Origin of the sequence: Chryseobacterium sp. MHB01 (assembly GCF_034651565.1) — a bacterium.
In the GTDB taxonomy this organism is placed as follows: Bacteria; Bacteroidota; Bacteroidia; order Flavobacteriales; family Weeksellaceae; genus Chryseobacterium; species Chryseobacterium nepalense.
This window is the reverse complement of the sequence record NZ_JAYEDA010000005.1, coordinates 223,306-240,757: the sequence shown is the minus strand read 5'-3', so window position 1 is coordinate 240,757 and position 17,452 is coordinate 223,306. Positions and strand designations below refer to the sequence as shown.

The window sequence follows — 17,452 nt, the reverse complement described above, 5'->3', positions numbered from 1 at the left end:
TTTCAGAATATATTAGTTCAAAAAAAAACCACTGATCATTCAGTGGTTTTAATGTATACTTTTTAAATTTCTTTAAAACTTAAACCTTGTTCGGCAAGCAGTTTTTGCTCCTGATCTTTATAATGACCGCCAACAAGTTTATCGTGAATAGCCTCAAAAGCGGCTAGTGTTTCATTAATTTCAGAATCGGTATGTGATGCTGTAGGAATTAATCTTAGTAGAATCATTCCTTTAGGTATCACAGGATAAACTACTACAGATGTGAAGATTCCGTAGTTTTCTCTCAAGTCTTTCACTAAAAGGGTTGCTTCAACCGGAGTTCCCTGCATCATTACCGGAGTTACACATGTGTTGGTATCACCAATGTTGAAACCTCTTTCTTTTAAACCGTTTTGAAGCTTGTGGGTATTTTCCCAAAGCTTCGCTTTGATTTCAGGTCTTGTTCTTAACAGTTCCAGTCTTTTCAAACCTCCTATTACCATTGGCATTGTTAGAGACTTAGCAAAGATCTGAGATCTTAAATTGAACTTCAGGTATCTGATAATTTCTTTATCACCTGCGATAAAAGCCCCGAACCCGGCCATTGATTTTGCAAAAGTAGAGAAGTATACATCGATCTGATCCTGGCATCCCTGCTCTTCACCAGCCCCGGCCCCGGTTTCACCCAGTGTTCCGAATCCGTGTGCATCATCAACCAATAACCTGAATTGATATTTTGATTTTAATTCACAGATTTCTTTCAGTTTTCCCTGCTGTCCTCTCATCCCGAAAACCCCTTCAGTAATTACAAGAATACCGCCTCCGGTTTCTTCGGCTACTTTGGTTGCCCTTTCAAGGTTTTTTTCAAGACTTGCAATATCATTGTGTCTGTAAGTAAATCTTTTTCCTGCGTGAAGACGGACACCATCCACGATACATGCATGAGAGTCAACATCATAAACGATAACGTCATTTCTTCCTACCAAGGCATCAATGGTAGAAACCATTCCCTGGTATCCGAAGTTTAATAAATAGGCAGATTCTTTTTGTACAAAATCAGCAAGCTCTTTTTCCAATTGCAGATGTTGCTCTGTTTCTCCGGACATTGCTCTTGCACCCATCGGGTAAAACATTCCGAATTCTGCGGCAGCTTTCGCATCAGCTTCCAACACTTCCGGGTGGTTACACATTCCAAGATAGTCGTTCGCACTCCAGAAAATAACTTCTCTTCCCTGAAATCTCATTCTCGGGCCGATAGGTCCTTCTAATCTCGGGAAAATAAAATACCCTTCACCATAATCTGCAAATTGTCCAAGAGGTCCTGGATTTTCTTTTATTCTGTCAAAAATATCCAACATTTTTATTAATATTTTAAGTAAAAAAGCCTTTTGTGGTTACAAAAAGGCTTGATTTGTATAACTTTTTTATTCTTATTTAATAAATTCGGTTTTAAAAACTTCATCGTAGTTGTGAACACAGTTGTTTACAAAACCCTGCTCTGCCATCCATTTATCACTGTATACTTTGGTAATATATCTGGAACCGTGATCAGGATAAATCAAAACTACCATATCATTTTCTGAAAATTCGTGAGACTGGGCATATTGTATTAATGCCTGGGTAACCGCTCCTGTAGTATATCCTCCCATAATAGCTTCTTTCAGGGCGATCTCACGGGTTCTGTAAGCAGACATTTCGTCGTTTACCCTTACAAATTCATCTACTTTATCGAAAAGAAGGGCAGAAGGAATTAAATTTTTTCCCATTCCTTCAATCTGGTAAGGATGTACGTCTTCTTTATGAATTTCTCCTGTTTCATGATAGCTTTTTAAAATAGATCCGTCTGCATCAACACCAATGATTTTGATGTTTGGATTTTTCTCTTTTAAAAATTTTGCTGATCCGGACAGTGTTCCGCCGGTTCCCGTGCACGCAAAAAGGTGAGTAATTTTACCTTGCGTCTGTTCCCAGATTTCAGGGCCGGTAGTCTGATAATGTGCATCAATATTCAGTTCGTTGAAGTATTGATTGATGTATACTGAATTGGGTGTTTCTGAAGCTATTCTTTTGGCAACTTCATAATATGATCTCGGATCATCTGCAGGAACGTTGGCCGGACAAATATAAACGGTAGCTCCCAATGCCTTCAGATAGGCAATTTTCTCAGGCTTAGTTTTATCACTTACTGCAAGAATACATTTATATCCTTTAATAATGCAAACCATAGCGATTGAGAATCCTGTATTTCCCGATGTAGTTTCTACGACTACGGAATCTTCTCTTAATAAACCTTTTTTCTCAGCGTTTTCTATAATATGAAGTGCGATTCGATCTTTTGTGGAATGTCCAGGATTATATGATTCTAACTTGGCATAAACAGTTGCAGGAATTTCTTTCGTCACAGTGTTAATCTTCACCATAGGAGTATTTCCTATTAGGCCAAGTATATTATCGTAAACATTACTCATTATTTGTTATTTTTCAATAAAAATCTGTCGGCAAAAATACAAAAAAATAAATTTATTTCTAAACTTTTGTTTTGATTTCTAACCTCTAAAATAGATAAAAAAAATTTTATATTACTATTCAACAGATAAACTTTTCAAAAAACGAGCCAAATTCTTTAAATTTTGTTAAAAACCGCCTTAAATCATAGAAAAGCCTTATTTTCGCGTAATTGATTTAATACTATGAAAAATTGGACTTTCAGGCGATGGAACACCGTTCTAGGATGGGTAGTTTTCGTCATTGCATTTATTACATACTTGTCCACTATAGAACCGAATTTCAGTTTTTGGGATTGTGGCGAGTATATTTCCTCGGCGGTAAAACTTGAAGTAACGCATGCTCCCGGAGCCGCATTATTTCAGATTGTGGGTGCTGTGGCAGCCATGTTTGCATTGGGAAATGGCGAAAATTATTCTATCGTAATCAATGCGATGTCCGCATTGTTCAGTGCGTTTACGATCCTGTTTTTATTCTGGACTATCACTCATTTGGTGAGAAGACTTTTAAATAAGGATTTTGACGAAATTACCAAACATCAGGAAATTTCCATTCTTTTTGCGGGAATTGTAGGAGCTTTATGTTTTACCTTTTCAGATACCTTCTGGTTTTCCGCGGTGGAAGGGGAAGTATATTCCATGGCTTCTATGTTTATTGCACTGTTAGTCTGGTTGATTACCAAATGGGAAAATGAGTACCAGCTTCCGGATAATGAACGATGGATTATTCTGATATTCTTTATTCTGGGACTTTCTGTAGGAGTACACATGATGTGTATGCTTGCGATTCCTGCTGTATGTTTTATTTATTACGCCAGAAAATACACTTTTACCTGGAAAAATTTTATCTGGGCCAACGGTATAACGCTTTTAATTCTGGCGATTGTTTTTAAAGGAATTTTCCCGTTCATCATGACCATGTTCGGAAAACTTGAAATTTTCTTTGTTAATGGATTAGGTTTACCTTTCCATTCAGGAACAATTGCTGCGTTTATCATTATGATTGCGATCTGTTATTTCCTCATTTCCTACACCAGAAAGATGAAGAGAAATATATTTCAGACCATCGCTTTATCTGTAGTATTTATGATGATTGGTTTTTCATGCTGGATGGTGATTCCTATCAGGGCAAATGCCAATCCGCCGATGAACCTTAATGATCCGGACAACGCTATCGGGATGCTGGATTATTACAATAGAGAACAGTACGGTGACTGGCCAACGATTTACGGTCAAAACTATACCGCTTATCTTGATGCTAAAGGAATTGAAAAAAATGAAGACGGAAGCTTCAAGACACAAAAAACCGGTGAGATCTATGAAAAGGATGAGAAAACCGGAACGTACAGAAAGACCGGAGACCGCTTCAACTATGTATTCAATAAAGCGCATGTCGGTTTTATGCCGAGAATGTTTAATGAAGATAAAGATGTTATGGCCAACTACATTTCTATGTACGGCGCGCCAGACTTTAGCTTTAATTATGGCAACGAAGATGTTGCAGACAGCCCTGAAGCAAAGCAGATTTTTGATGAACTCAGAAAAAAATATGAAGATAAAACGATCACTGCTTCCGATTATTTAAAAGTAAGACCGTACGATCTTATCAATGTTCAGAGACCTTCTTTAGGACAGAATTTGGATTATTTTATTACTTTCCAGAACGGATATTACTTTGTACGATACCTGATGTGGAATTTTGTAGGACGTCAGAATGATCTTGAAGGAAATATGGAAAGCACTCGTGGAAACTGGATTTCCGGAATTTCTTTTATTGATGATTCCATTGTAGGAAATCAGGACAAAATGCCTGCAAAATTCAAAAATGAAAGTACGGTGGAATTTTTCTTTTTACCACTGCTTTTAGGACTTATCGGCTTCTTTTTCCAATTGAATAAAGACTTCGGGAGATTCTATGCCATGCTTTCAATTTTCGTATTAATGAGTGTGGGAATCATTTTCTATACCGGTGTAAAACCATTTGAACCAAGAGAAAGAGATTATGCAATGGTGGGTTCGTTTTATGTTTTTGCCATCTGGATTGGCTTGGGTGCGGCGGCCATTCTCTGGTTCCTGCAGTCTAAAGTTAAATCTAACGCAGCCAATATCGTTGCGGGAGTGGTTCTTTTGGGAGTACCTTTTATGATGGGCTTCCAGAATTATAATGTACATAACAGGCACAATCGGTATACCTCATATGACTATGGATATTCTGTATTGAAATCTTTGCCTAAGAATGATATTTTATTCGTGTATGGTGACAATGATACATATCCGGTTTGGGCGATCCAGGAGACGGAGCAGTTCAGAGACGACGTAAAAGTGGTTAACTTTACCCTTGCTTCCACTCCATGGAATATTGATCAGATCAAAAGAAGAACATATAATGCGGCGGCTGTTCCGGGTGTTTTAACGCATGATGATTACAGAGACGGCACCAACGACCAGATCTATATGATGAAAAAACAAGATTGGGAAGGGGTTTTCTCAATGCTTAAAGAACAGGGAGCTCCTGAAACAGAGTTTGCGGAATTCAGAAAATATCTTGTTCAGGATTCTATGACGATGAAAGAAGCTCTGAATTTTCTTAAACATTCATCTCCTGCGAAAAATGAGCTTCTGAAAATGTATTTCGGAGAGGAAAAATATGAAAAATACAATATTTTACCGGTTAATAAATTCATTCTTCCTGTAAATAAAACCAATGCGGTAAATTCAGGGATTATCAATGCAGCTGATCTCCCGAACACAGTAAATCAGATCATGATTACGTACAAAGCTAATACATTGTATAAAAACAACCTGATTATGCTTGATATTTTGGCTAATTTCGACTGGAAAAGGCCAATCAGTTTCTCTTCGGGAGGAATCTACGACAGTGAGAATGTTTTCTATCTGGATGAATATCTTCAATTCGACGGATTTAGCTACAGGCTGATTCCTATCCATACTCCTCAGACACCGGACGGTGAATTGGGAAGAGTAGATGCGAATTCTTTATATAATGTTGTTAAAAACTTCAGATGGGGTAATTTTAAAGACCTGAATACACATTTCGATGAGACGGCTACTTCCAATATCATCAGCTACAGATCTTCTGCAAGCAGAGCAGCGGCGGCGTTGGCTACAATGGGACAAAAAGGAAAAGCAGTTGAACTTCTTGATCTGGCATCAAGGGAGATTCCTGCAGAAAAATATAATGATCCTCGTTCATTGAGCTCATTGGTTTACGGATATATCGTTTCAGGTCAGGAAAGTAAAGGATTGAAGCTGGCAGAAGTACTGAAGAAAGGTATTTTTGAAGAATACGATTACTATATGAGTCTCAGCAAGTCGGATCAGAACTATCTGAGAAGGCAGATCAGAACAAAGCCGATGGAATATTCATTAGTCATTTCTGCGGTTACGGATGCTTACACTCGAATTGGACAGAAAGAAAAAGCATATGATTATCTCGTAAAATCCATTGAACCAATCGACAAGAAATTCAATACTTTTGTTGAAAATCTTAAAGAAATGGGCAAGGAAAAAGCAATGAATGAATCTGAGCAGGTACAGAAGATCACACCATTCTACCAATATTTATTTGATATTATGGAACCTTTTGACTCCACTTATTCGAAAGAAAAGGAAAGCCAGATTACCAACGCAATCATTAAAGCGACACAATAATAAATAAAAACGGAACTTCGGTTCCGTTTTTTTTATGTTGGGAATCAAATAATTAAAAAGAGTATATTTGTCCTGACAAAGAAACACAATGAAAGAAATAAAAAATCATAGAATCCCGGTTTATGCGGTACTTGTTACAGTACTTTTAAAATTATTATTTTTATTAACCCGCTACATTCAGGAAGATGCATTCATTACCTGGAGGGTTGCTCAGAATCTCCTGGATTACGGAGTAATCGGATTCAACGGGAATGATAAAATTTCAGCTTCCACAACGCATTTATATGTTTTTGTCTCTTATATTTTTAACCTGATTTTCGGAAAGAAAAATTTTATTGAGCCGCTGCTTATTTTCAATTCGATACTTTTTACTATCGGCAGCCTTTTTCTCTCACATCTGTTGCTGAAAAATGTCTGGAATAAAGCTCTATTTATTTTTTTAATAGGAATCTTGCCACCGGCTATAAAAATTTCGATTCTCGGAATGGAATACGGCATTCTCTTCTTTCTTGAAATGATGCTTTTGTATTATGGTTTTGGTAAAAGTAAAAAATGGGCTCAGATCGTATTGCCGGTCTTAATTATATTCACCAGAATTGATACCGTAATTTTTCTGGGAGTTGTCTTTATCATTGATATTTTATGGAATAAAAAAATACGCTGGCTTTATATTTTTGGCGGAATTTTAGGGGCGGCCGGTTTATTGGCCTTTAACTGGCTGTATTTCGGAGAAATTGTTAATAATACGATTGTCGCTAAAAAACTGGCCTATGATAAATATTATACATTCCATCAAAACCTGGATCATTTTATACAGAATTTCGGAAATTTCTGGGGAATGCTCAAGCTTCCGGGAAATTTCAATCCGTTCACTATTGTATTGCTTGTTTTTGAATGGTTTTGTTTTATTTATTTAATCAGGCAAAAAGAAAAGAGAAACTTTTTCTTATGGATTATTTTCATTTTCGGATGGGTAAAACAGCTGATTTTCCTGTCTCAGAAAAGTATGTTCGACTGGTATTACTGGGTGCCTCAGATTTTACTTTTTGTTCCTGTTTTACTTTTTGTTCTCGAGCAGAAATTAAAAAGAAACCTCTGGCTGACATTATTAATAATATTCTACAGCATTCCTATGCTGACTTTTCAGACAGTCCATGCGATCGCTACCGGAAATGGTGAATGGAACTACAGACGTACGATAGGTCTTTTTTTAAATTCTTATGAAAAAGATAAAAATCAATGGATTTTTCTTGAACCGGCAGGGTATGTTCCTTATTTTTCAGGACTGAAAACAATTGACGAAGTAGGGCTGGTTGATAAAAAAGTTCAGGATGAAATCAGAAAAGATAAAAAGAACTTTTGGATCAACACAATAAAGGACAGAAAGCCCAAATATCTGCTCTCTTATGATGATTTATTTAAATCTGAAAATGCAGAATATATAAAACTTCATTATAAACTGATCAAAGAATTCCGTGTGAAAGATCATTTGAGAAGTAATCATTTTATTTTGCAGAAAATCTATATTTTAAAACCTTCCGGGTCAGATTACAATTTATATGAAAGAATTGATTAATTTCGAAAGATTTTCAACGTCATAATTTAAATTAAAAAATGAAATACTGTGCATTTTTGCGGGGAGTGAATGTGAAAGGGACCAATATGAAAATGGCCGAAGTAGGTGATGTATTCAAAAAGGCAGGAGCAGAGAATGTAATTTCGGTACTTGCTTCAGGGAACATTCTTTTCACCTCGGAAAAAAAACCGGAAGAATTAAAAAACATTCTTGAAAAAGCAATGTCTGATCATTTTTCATATGAAGCTTTTTTATTTATAAAATCTCAACCCGAAACCGAAAAGTTCTGGAACGGAAATCCTTTTGCAAAAAATGAAAACCTTCATTGCTACAGTTTTATCGGAAATGAGGGAATTGAAAATATTTTGATGAAGGAATTTGAATCTGCAGCGAAAACTCCGCAGGAAGAAGCTAAAATCATTGATCATATTTTTTACTGGCAGGTACCGAAAGGAAATACTCTGGATTCTGTATTCGGTAAAATTTTAGGTAAGAAAAGTCTTAAAGATCAATTTACGAGTAGAAACATCAATACTTTTGAGAAGATTTTAAAAGCATTCAGCAAAATGTGATTTTGAAAATACTGAGCTTTTTCTAATCGGTTCTGCCAAATAAGAACTGAAATTCTGTCGAAATTCTTTACATGCTTATTATCAAAAATTCAAATTTGTAAATGATTATTCACTGATTTGAAAATTCACATATTCTCTCTCTCGGAAAATAAATTCTAAAATTCTTACAAGTATTTAAGTTGTACAAATTATTTTTAAGATGTACACTTTTCTGGAAAATAATTGTTTCATACCAGAAAACGTGACAAAATAATATAATTGTTACTATAACGCAGTAATACTATGAATATCATCTGCTTCTTATTATAAATTAATGATTTATGTAGATCATAACAAAAATAATTCACATTTTTTATCTCTATTGATTACAATCATAAAAAACAATTTCAGAATACTTTAGTTTTGTTCTCAGATTATTGAAATATTTTAAACGACCTGATGTAAAGGATAAAGGCAGCATTTAAGGAACTGGCGTGGTATGTATGTGGTATTTTAATTCAGGAAAATTTTAATCATTTTTTCTTTCTTTGTCTTTACCTAAAATATAATCGCATTTTTTGTGAAAATATTTTAAAATTAAATGCAAAAAGCAGGAAAAACGTAATTACTACTAAGACAGGCCAATTTTCAAAATGATAAAATATCAAGCATAAAAATAAAAACTTTAAAAAACGGGGAATAACTCTTAGGAGGGTTTTTATGAAAAAAAATAATGCTGAAGCTTACAACAGGAATTAGTAGAGATGAGAAAACATTATGAAAAACGAAAAGACTGAATTCAATTTAGAAGATTTAAACCAAAAGATTTTTGTGCAGGATGAAATTTTGGCATTAGCAAAAGAAAATTCTCCACGTCTGTTGAGCAAATTCAGATTAGTGGATCCGGACTTTTTTAAGAAATTGTCTGGTATTCAGCCCAATTTAAAAAATTCTGAGCTTATTTTCTGTATCTATTTAAAGCTCAATTTAACAACAAAGGAGATTGCAACCTATACTTTTGTTACTCCTAAAGCCATTCAAAACAGGAAGAACAGGCTAAGAAAAAAATTGAATATTGCATCTAATATTGATATTTATAAATGGTTTAATGAACTTTAAACCATTTTTTATTTTTTAAACTGCAGAATTGCTTTGTCCAGATCATGATACAACAAAATCTTCCAATGATTTTCAATTGCTTCTTTTTGCCATTTCAATCTTAGTTCCATCGCTTTTCTTCCATCAAAATCACTTTTATAAGCCAAATGATATTTCAGGTAGGACTCTTGCGGAAGGTCATCAGCTCCGTAAAAAACGGTTTCTTCACCATCTTTTATCCAGAAAACCTGCATGAAAGGAGTATGGCCGCCGGCAACCTCAAAATAAATTTCATCCGTAATAGATCCGCCATCTTCATCCATCCATACAATATTGTCCAGACTGATCAGTTTTTCCAGCGTGTCAAAATCAAAAGAGTGGCTGTCCCTGTTGTTCATGGCATATTCCAGTTCCCGTTTTTGTATGAATATTTCAGCATTGGGAAAGGTTGCTTTAAAATTTTCTCCTGTACGCGTAACAGTAGTTTCAATATGATCTTTATGCAGATGTGAAAGCAATATTTTGGTTACCTTTTCCGGTGCAATATTTTCCTCTTCCATAAGCTCGGAGATAACGGTCTTTCCTGATTCGTTTTTCCAACCGATTCCTGCATCCAGCAAAATAACATCTTTTTCTGTAGTAATGAGATAAGGAGTTACAGACATTTTAATTCCTTTTGCCGTATGGATATTTTCTTCTGTTAAGAGGGTGAAATTTTTGTTTTTACTTGTAGAAAAATTTCCTTCTTTCAGCGGTATAATCTTCATGGTGCAAATTTCTTTATAAATTCTGATTCCGGAAACCTTTTTCATCAATTGGAATCATCGCTAAAAGCGATAAAAGTTCAGGTATTGTTTATCATAAAATAAGTATTTTTGTGTCGTTAACTCTGCACATCCTTAAACAATATTATGCAGTTGAATTCTACCGGTGGGATCTCACGTACTGTAATATGGCTCATGACCATCATTTCAGGGCTTGTTGTAGCAAATATCTATTATAACCAACCTTTACTTTCATTGATTTCGGAAGATCTGCAGGTTTCCGAATCTGCAGCAGGAAAAATTTCCGTGCTTACCCAGCTGGGATATGCGGCCGGGCTTTTACTGATTGTTCCGCTGGGAGACAAACTATTCCGTAAAAAGCTTATTCTTATAGATTTGCTGTTAGTATTTTTTTCATTGGTCTGGATGACATTTGCAAAGGAACTGTGGATGCTGTATATTGCCAGCCTGCTCATAGGAGTAACCTCTGTAATTCCTCAGCTGTTTATACCTATCGCAGCAGAACTTTCAACGGATAAACAAAAATCATCAAATATCGGATTGGTTATGTCCGGACTCTTGCTGGGAATACTTTTGTCCCGTTTCATCGGGGGTGTTGTTGGACAAATCTGGGGCTGGAGAACCATGTTCGGAATAGCATCAGGAATGATGATCTTTGTTTGGATTGCTGTATATACCTTGCTTCCTGAACTTCCCCCGAATTTTAAGGGAACCTATGGCGATCTGATGAAATCGGTATTTCACCTGGCTAAAACACAGCCTGTTTTACGGCTCGCCTCATTCCGCGGCGCAATGGCTTTCGGTTCCATGTGCGCGCTGTTTACGACTTTAGTTTTCCACATGGAAAAACCACCGTTTAATGCCGGTTCATCAGTGGTGGGGAGTTTTGGTCTGGCCGGAGCAGCCGGAGCTTTAGCTGCAGCAAGGGTTGGAAAGCTGCAAAAAATATTCGATCTGAACAGAATTATCATTTATGCTTTATCAGTAGTATTGATCAGTTGGGCATTTACTTATTTCGCCGGGGAAACCTATTGGGGACTTATTGTGGGTGTTGTTCTGGTAGATCTTGGTGTTCAGTCTGCCCATATTATGAATCAGACAGACTTCTTTTTAATAAAATCCAATGCTGTAAACAGGCTCAATACCGTTTATATGGTGTCTTATTTTATAGGCGGCTCTCTGGGAACATGGCTTGCTTCCGTTGCGTGGCACTATTACCAGTGGGGCGGTGTCTGTTTTGTAGGAACAGCAATGGGCGTTCTGGCTTTAACGGCGCATCTCCTTTTCAGCAGAAAAATAAATAAAATATAAATAATTAAACTAAATAAATACGATGAAAGTAGAAATCTGGTCAGACGTCATGTGTCCGTTTTGCTATATCGGGAAAAATAATTTTGAAAAAGCACTTGAAAAACTGCCTTTCAAAGATGAAATAGAAGTAGAATGGAAAAGCTTCCAGCTTGATCCAACACTGAATCCTCAGGAAATAAAAACAACCTTTGACTATTTCAGAGAGAAAAAAGGAGTACCTGAAGTTCAGGCAAAACAGATGGTAGAACAGGTTTCACAGATGGGAAATACGGCAGGAATCAGCTTTAATTTTGACAAAGCGATCATTACCAATACCTTTTCTGCACACAAATTATTACATTTAGCAAAGAAGTATAAAAAAGCCAATGAGATGGAAGAAGCCCTTTTTATTGCTCATTTCATCGAAGGAAAAAATGTGGGAGATATCAATACACTTGTTGATATTGCCGGCTCTCTGGAAATAAATACAGATGAAGCCCGAAAGGTTTTAACATCAGAAGAATTTGATAATGAGGTAAAACATGATTTTTCCGAAGCGAAAGATCACGGAATTTCAGGAGTTCCTTTTTTTATTCTGAATGGAAAATATGCCGTTTCCGGAGCACAGCCTGTTGATTTTTTCGCCGGTGCGCTTCAGCAGACCTATGACGAAACCGTAGCTCCGCTGAAAAATCTTTCGGGAGATGATAATTCCTGTGGCACAGACGCATGCAGTATTTAGATAATATTCAAATAAAAATCATTTTATGATTACAGTAAATGAAAATCAAAGTTTTCCGTTAGACGAAACTCTTTTCGTGTTTGCCTTAGATTCTGAAGCAGGAAAAGTCTTTAATGATAAAAATAAACTCATCACTGGCATTGGAAAAGTAAATGCTGCAATGGAGCTGACGAAAGAAATTCACCGGAGAAGGCCAAAGTTAATTATAAACCTCGGTTCTGCCGGAAGCAAGAGTTTCCACAAAGGAGAAGTCGTTTGCTGTACACAATTTATCCAGCGGGATATGGATGTGAGAGGACTTGGATTTAGCCTGTACGAAACACCATTGTCCGGCATTCCGCCTGTTCTCGAATATGGATTAAAAAGAAATGGCCTTCCTGAAGGAATTTGCGGCAGCGGAGACAGCTTTGAAATGAATCATTCTGAAGCAGATTATAATGTTGTTGATATGGAAGCTTATCCGTTAGCATTGATTGCCATGAAAGAAAACATTCCATTCCTCTGCCTGAAATATATTTCCGATGATGCGGGAAATGAGGCTGCAGACGACTGGACGGTGCAGGTACATCTTGCTTCAGAAGCATTTAATAAAATTTTATTTTTAAAATAGTATGACATCAATAGTTCTGAAAAAAGCTGTTTCAGCAGATCTTCAAACCCTTCAGCAGATTGGAAAGGAAACTTTTTATGAAACGTTTTCAAAACATAACTCAGAGGCAGAAATGCAGAAATATCTGGCTGAAAGTTTCGCTTCAGAAAAAATATTGAAAGAACTTAATACCCCGGAATCACAATTTTTTATCGCGTGGGAAGATGAAAGTCCGGTAGGATATCTGAAAGTAAATTCAGGAAAGGCTCAGACCGAGCTTCAGGACGGGACGGCTATTGAGATCGAAAGAATTTATGTTAAAAGTTCCCATCAAGGTAAAAAAGTAGGACAGCTTCTGTTTGATAAAGCTCTTGAAATTGCTCGACAGCAGAATAAAAAGTACATCTGGCTGGGTGTTTGGGAAGAAAATAAAAAAGCGGTAAACTTTTATGCTAAAAACGGTTTTATAGAATTTGATAAACATATTTTCCGCTTAGGAAATGATGAACAGACCGACCTGATGATGAAAAAAGTGCTGGAATAAGATTAGATCTCATAAATTTCGGCATCAGTAAATACATAAAATCTTCCTTTTTTAGGGAGATTTTTGGTGTCAAGTCCGGTAAACTCACTGAATGCAGGTAACAAAAGCTGGTTTTCTGTCACAACAAAGCAGGGAAGCTTTATTTTTTTAACTACGGAATTGATTACAAATCCCGGATGAATGTGTCCGGTAATCTGAAACTTAGAATGCTTTTTTTCAAAATCATGAATCAGCATAAAATCTTCAATTTCCATTAATTCAGATTTAAAGTTTAAGCATAATTTGGATTCCAGTTTTTTGGAAATCCTGTCGTGGTTTCCTTCAATAAGATGGAATTCAAGATCGCCGTACTGATTTCTCCAGCTGCAGAATTCATCTACATCAGAATTATCACCGGCGTGCAGAAGATCTCCAACGACAATAAATTTTTCCGGCTTAAAATATTCAATAAGGATCGAAAGCCGTTCGAGATCATTTTTCATAATCTGGTTGGCTAATGCGATTCCGTTTTTCCGGAAATGAGCTGTTTTTCCGATGTGCAGATCTGAAAGGATAAGGGCTTTCTGCTCTTCCCAGAATAAAGCCCTTTGATTGGTAAGGATAAATGTTTCCTGACGGATCTTTATTTTTTTTGTCTGTACGTTCATTCTTTTCAGAATACTTGTTGATTATTGTGCTTTCAATTCATTTTCCATATTACTTTTAATTCTTTTCGCAGACAGATTAAGAAACCTTTTTACCAGAAATAAAGCGGAAATTGTAAGTCCGAGACCTAATGCAATCCACATTCCGAAAGCTCCCATTTTTAAGGTTACGCAAAGAAAATATCCTAGCGGAATCGTAATAATCCAGTAGGCGATAAAAGTATAGATGGAGGGAACTTTTACATCCTGCATTCCTCTGAGGGTTCCTAACGCAGTAACCTGAATTCCGTCCGAAAGCTGGAACAGGGCGGCAATGATCATTAATTTTGCAGCCAGTGCAATTACTTCAACTTCTTCTTTTTTGGTGAAAAAAGTAGGCAGGATATTTCTCCCCAGGATAAAAACAATTCCGCAGATGGCCATAAAAATAAAAGCGATCTTCAGGTTGTTAATTCCAACTTTTCTTAATTCCGTAAAGTTTTGTTCGCCCAGTTTTCTGCCGATCATCACTGTAGAAGCAACACTGAACCCGATACATAAATTAAATGTAAATGATGCCATGCTTAAAGCAATCTGGTGGGAAGCGATATCATGTGCTGAAATCAGTCCGCAGATAAAAGCTGCACCGGCAAAAGCCGTTACCTCAAAAAACATCTGGAGGGCAGTCGGCAAACCTAATCTCACCATTTTATCAAACATTTTTTTAGAAAACACTTCAATTTTTAAAGAAAAATCTTTGATATAGCGTCTGGTTTTTTCCTGATTCAAAAGGACGAAATACAGGAACACCACCATAAATATTCTGGCAATAAGACTGGCTAATGCGGAACCTTTTACTCCCATTGGCGGAAGCCCGAACAAACCTTTAATGAAAACATAATTTAAAACAATATTGATAATATTCGCAATAATTGTGGCTTTTGTAACACCAATCGTATACGATAACCCTTCCGAAACTTCCCGAAGAGTCTGAAAAGCCATAAAAGGCACAATACTGATTGCCATAATGGTAAGGAAATCTACCGTATCCGGAATAATTTTTTCCGGCTGCCCCGAATGGTAAAGCAACGGCATTGCTAAAAGCAGAACTCCCATTAAAATAATTCCGACTGTCATATTGATGATAAAGCCATGACTGAAAACCGAGTTGATGGTTTTATGGTCATGCTTCGAATGAGCCTCCGAAACAAGCGGCGGAATAGCGAAGGAAAATCCTAAAGCAAGCACAAACATGGAGAAAAAAACAGCGTTTCCCAATGAAACAGAGGCAAGTGCATCAGCTCCCAGCAGTTTTCCCACAATAATATTGTCAAAAAGATTTACCGAAACCTGTCCAACCTGTGTAAGCATTACCGGAAGGGCCAGTGTAAGGCATTCTTTTGTATAGTTTTTATTTAAAAAGTTCATAATAGTTTGAGGTTCATATCGTTTTTAATCAAAAAAAATTGCAGTAACATTTGATACTGCAATTTTCATAATTTATTTGAAGTAATACTTACATTATTTCCTTACAAAACTTGCAACGTCGTCGGCAGAAACAGTGTTTCCTCCTAAAATGATCAGCCTTTCCACAACGTTTCTCAGCTCTCTGATATTTCCTGTCCAGGAAAGTGCTTTTAAAGCTTCGATAGCTTTATCATCAAATTTCTTAGGAGCAGTTCCGTGCTCATCAGAGATTATTCCGGCGAAATGTTCAACCAGAGATTTGATGTCTTCTTTTCTTTCATCCAATGGCGGTACATAGATTTCAATAACAGAAAGTCTGTGATAAAGGTCCTCACGGAATCTTCCGGCTTCAATTTCTTTCTGCATGTTTTTATTGGTAGCGGCAAGAACTCTTACATCAACCTTTATTTCCTTATCACTTCCTACAGGAGATACTTTGCTTTCCTGTAATGCTCTTAAAACTTTTGCCTGGGCAATAAGGCTCATATCACCGATCTCATCCAGGAAAATAGTTCCGCCGTTGGCCTGCTCGAATTTTCCCTGTTTATCTTTAATTGCTCCCGTAAAAGATCCTTTCACGTGCCCGAACAACTCAGATTCTATCAATTCGGAAGGAATCGCGGCACAGTTTACTTCTACCATAGGTCCTCTGGCTCTGTCGCTCTGGTTGTGGATAGCGTGAGCTACAAGCTCTTTTCCGGCTCCGTTTGGCCCCGTAATTAAAACCCTTGCATCAGATACGGCTACCTTCTCGATCATATCCTGAATCTTCTTTAAACCTGCAGATTCACCAATCATCTGATATTTTTTGCTTACCTTTCTTTTAAGCGTTTTGTTTTCTGTCTGAAGGTTTTTGTTTTCCTTCTTCAGGCTTTCTTTGGCTAAAGCATTTTTTACACTGGTAATCAGTCTGTTGATATCAATAGGTTTGGAGATGAAATCATATGCGCCGTCTTTAAGGCAGGAAACGGCAGAATCAATGTCTGCGTGTCCTGAAATCATAATGAAAGTGGATTCCGGCTTAAGGGTTAAACTCTGTTTCAAAAGTTCGGTTCCGGAAAGTTTAGGCATTTTAATATCTGAAATCACCAGTGCGAAATCTTCTTTTTCTACCTGTTTATAACCTTCAAGGCCGTCTTCAGCGATTACAAATTCATATTCTGTAAGTTCATCGGAAAGAATACTTTGGAGTACTCCGGAGATTGCTTTTTCGTCTTCTACAATAAGGATTTTTTGCATAGTTGCAAATTTAGATTTTTTTGATTGAATTATTAGCAAAAACTATACCTAATACACTAATTTGAATAATCTCTTCTGCCGAAAATTGCCGATCCCACACGCACCGAATTGGCTCCGCATTCAATGGCAATCGGGAAGTCGTCACTCATTCCCATTGATAATGTTTCTAAAGGCTGTTGTTGATTTAATTCATCAAAAAGCTTTTTAAGGTTTAAAAATTCCTTTTTTATCTGGTTTTCATCTTCAGTAAAAGTAGCCATTCCCATTAAACCGGTGATAAGAATATTTGGAAACTCTCCGCTGAGGTATTTCTGGTACAGAATTTTTGCTTCTTCTGTTTCCAAGCCGAACTTAGTTTCTTCTTCAGCAATTTTTACCTGAAGTAAAACTTTGATGGTACGGTTATGTTTTGCCGCTTCTTTATTGATTTCCCGGATCAGTTTTTCCGAGTCCACACTCTGGATGGTATCAATAAATTCAGCAATAAATTTTACTTTATTGGTTTGGAGATGTCCTATCAGATGCCATTGGATATCTTTTGGAAGAAGAGGATATTTTTCACTCAGCTCCTGTACTTTGTTTTCCCCGAAAATCCGTTGCCCAAGATCATAAACTTCCTGAATCGCAGAAACGGGATGGGTTTTTGAAACTGCCACCAATTCTACATGCTGAGGAAGCCTGCTTTTTACAGTGTTATAATTTTCCTGAATACTCATACCTGCAAATTTCTGAATTTTAAATTAAAATGTAATCAGATTGTCAATTTTAATTTAACCGCAAAAGACACAAAAGA

15 protein-coding genes are annotated in these 17,452 nt (G+C 36.6%); 8 read left to right on the top strand and 7 right to left on the bottom strand.

From position 1 onward, the window contains the following. Positions 1 to 62: 62 nt before the first annotated feature. A complete protein-coding gene (locus tag U9K52_RS10745) occupies positions 63 to 1,337 on the bottom strand; it encodes an aminotransferase class I/II-fold pyridoxal phosphate-dependent enzyme (protein WP_263603013.1) in 1,275 nt (424 codons plus the stop codon). Positions 1,338 to 1,409: 72 nt separating this feature from the next. Then, positions 1,410 to 2,447 (bottom strand): PLP-dependent cysteine synthase family protein, encoded by a 1,038-nt coding sequence (locus U9K52_RS10740; protein WP_263603014.1) that lies wholly within the window; start codon positions 2,445 to 2,447, stop codon positions 1,410 to 1,412. A gap of 222 nt (positions 2,448 to 2,669) precedes the next feature. Here U9K52_RS10740 and U9K52_RS10735 point away from each other — a divergent pair, with 222 nt between their 5' ends. From U9K52_RS10735 to U9K52_RS10720, 4 genes are all read left to right on the top strand, one after another. After that, on the top strand, positions 2,670 to 6,155 hold the full coding sequence (locus U9K52_RS10735) for a DUF2723 domain-containing protein (RefSeq protein WP_322926442.1): 3,486 nt from the start codon (positions 2,670 to 2,672) through the stop codon (positions 6,153 to 6,155). A gap of 88 nt (positions 6,156 to 6,243) precedes the next feature. Next, entirely contained in the window at positions 6,244 to 7,731 is a 1,488-nt protein-coding gene (locus U9K52_RS10730) for a hypothetical protein (protein ID WP_322926440.1), read from the top strand. Between the two features lie 38 nt (positions 7,732 to 7,769). Beyond that, positions 7,770 to 8,303, top strand: a complete 534-nt coding sequence (locus U9K52_RS10725; protein ID WP_263603017.1) for a DUF1697 domain-containing protein — start codon at positions 7,770 to 7,772, stop codon at positions 8,301 to 8,303. A gap of 756 nt (positions 8,304 to 9,059) precedes the next feature. Further along, a complete protein-coding gene (locus U9K52_RS10720; RefSeq protein WP_072882520.1) occupies positions 9,060 to 9,401 on the top strand; it encodes a helix-turn-helix transcriptional regulator in 342 nt (113 codons plus the stop codon). Positions 9,402 to 9,409: 8 nt separating this feature from the next. Here U9K52_RS10720 and U9K52_RS10715 read toward each other — a convergent pair whose 3' ends face one another. Continuing rightward, a complete protein-coding gene (locus U9K52_RS10715) occupies positions 9,410 to 10,147 on the bottom strand; it encodes an MBL fold metallo-hydrolase (RefSeq protein ID WP_322926438.1) in 738 nt (245 codons plus the stop codon). Positions 10,148 to 10,291: 144 nt separating this feature from the next. On the opposite strand from U9K52_RS10715, the gene U9K52_RS10710 reads away from it, so the two are divergent. Genes U9K52_RS10710 through U9K52_RS10695 form a run of 4 tightly spaced genes read left to right on the top strand, consistent with a single transcriptional unit; the run spans position 10,292 to position 13,330 of the window. Further along, positions 10,292 to 11,476: an MFS transporter gene (locus tag U9K52_RS10710; protein ID WP_322926436.1), complete on the top strand. Its 1,185-nt coding sequence runs from the start codon at positions 10,292 to 10,294 to the stop codon at positions 11,474 to 11,476. Positions 11,477 to 11,498: 22 nt separating this feature from the next. Beyond that, positions 11,499 to 12,197 carry a DsbA family oxidoreductase gene (locus U9K52_RS10705; protein WP_322926434.1) on the top strand — a complete coding sequence of 233 codons (699 nt, stop codon included), beginning with the start codon at positions 11,499 to 11,501 and terminating at the stop codon, positions 12,195 to 12,197. A gap of 25 nt (positions 12,198 to 12,222) precedes the next feature. Continuing rightward, complete coding sequence (locus tag U9K52_RS10700; RefSeq protein ID WP_322926432.1) at positions 12,223 to 12,807, top strand: hypothetical protein; 585 nt, start codon at positions 12,223 to 12,225, stop codon at positions 12,805 to 12,807. A 1-nt stretch (position 12,808) separates the two neighbouring features. After that, positions 12,809 to 13,330: a GNAT family N-acetyltransferase gene (locus tag U9K52_RS10695; RefSeq protein WP_322926430.1), complete on the top strand. Its 522-nt coding sequence runs from the start codon at positions 12,809 to 12,811 to the stop codon at positions 13,328 to 13,330. A 2-nt stretch (positions 13,331 to 13,332) separates the two neighbouring features. Here U9K52_RS10695 and pdeM read toward each other — a convergent pair whose 3' ends face one another. The 4 genes from pdeM to U9K52_RS10675 all read right to left on the bottom strand — a co-directional run bounded on the left by pdeM (position 13,333) and on the right by U9K52_RS10675 (position 17,375). Next, positions 13,333 to 13,977: a ligase-associated DNA damage response endonuclease PdeM gene (pdeM, locus tag U9K52_RS10690; RefSeq protein ID WP_248393567.1), complete on the bottom strand. Its 645-nt coding sequence runs from the start codon at positions 13,975 to 13,977 to the stop codon at positions 13,333 to 13,335. A 21-nt stretch (positions 13,978 to 13,998) separates the two neighbouring features. Then, positions 13,999 to 15,381, bottom strand: a complete 1,383-nt coding sequence (locus U9K52_RS10685; protein WP_322926428.1) for an MATE family efflux transporter — start codon at positions 15,379 to 15,381, stop codon at positions 13,999 to 14,001. Positions 15,382 to 15,474: 93 nt separating this feature from the next. Continuing rightward, complete coding sequence (locus U9K52_RS10680) at positions 15,475 to 16,659, bottom strand: sigma-54-dependent transcriptional regulator (RefSeq protein WP_248393565.1); 1,185 nt, start codon at positions 16,657 to 16,659, stop codon at positions 15,475 to 15,477. A gap of 56 nt (positions 16,660 to 16,715) precedes the next feature. Continuing rightward, the gene (locus U9K52_RS10675; protein WP_263603023.1) at positions 16,716 to 17,375 is read right to left on the bottom strand and encodes a YggS family pyridoxal phosphate-dependent enzyme; all 660 of its coding nucleotides are present in this window, start codon (positions 17,373 to 17,375) and stop codon (positions 16,716 to 16,718) included. Positions 17,376 to 17,452: the final 77 nt, after the last annotated feature.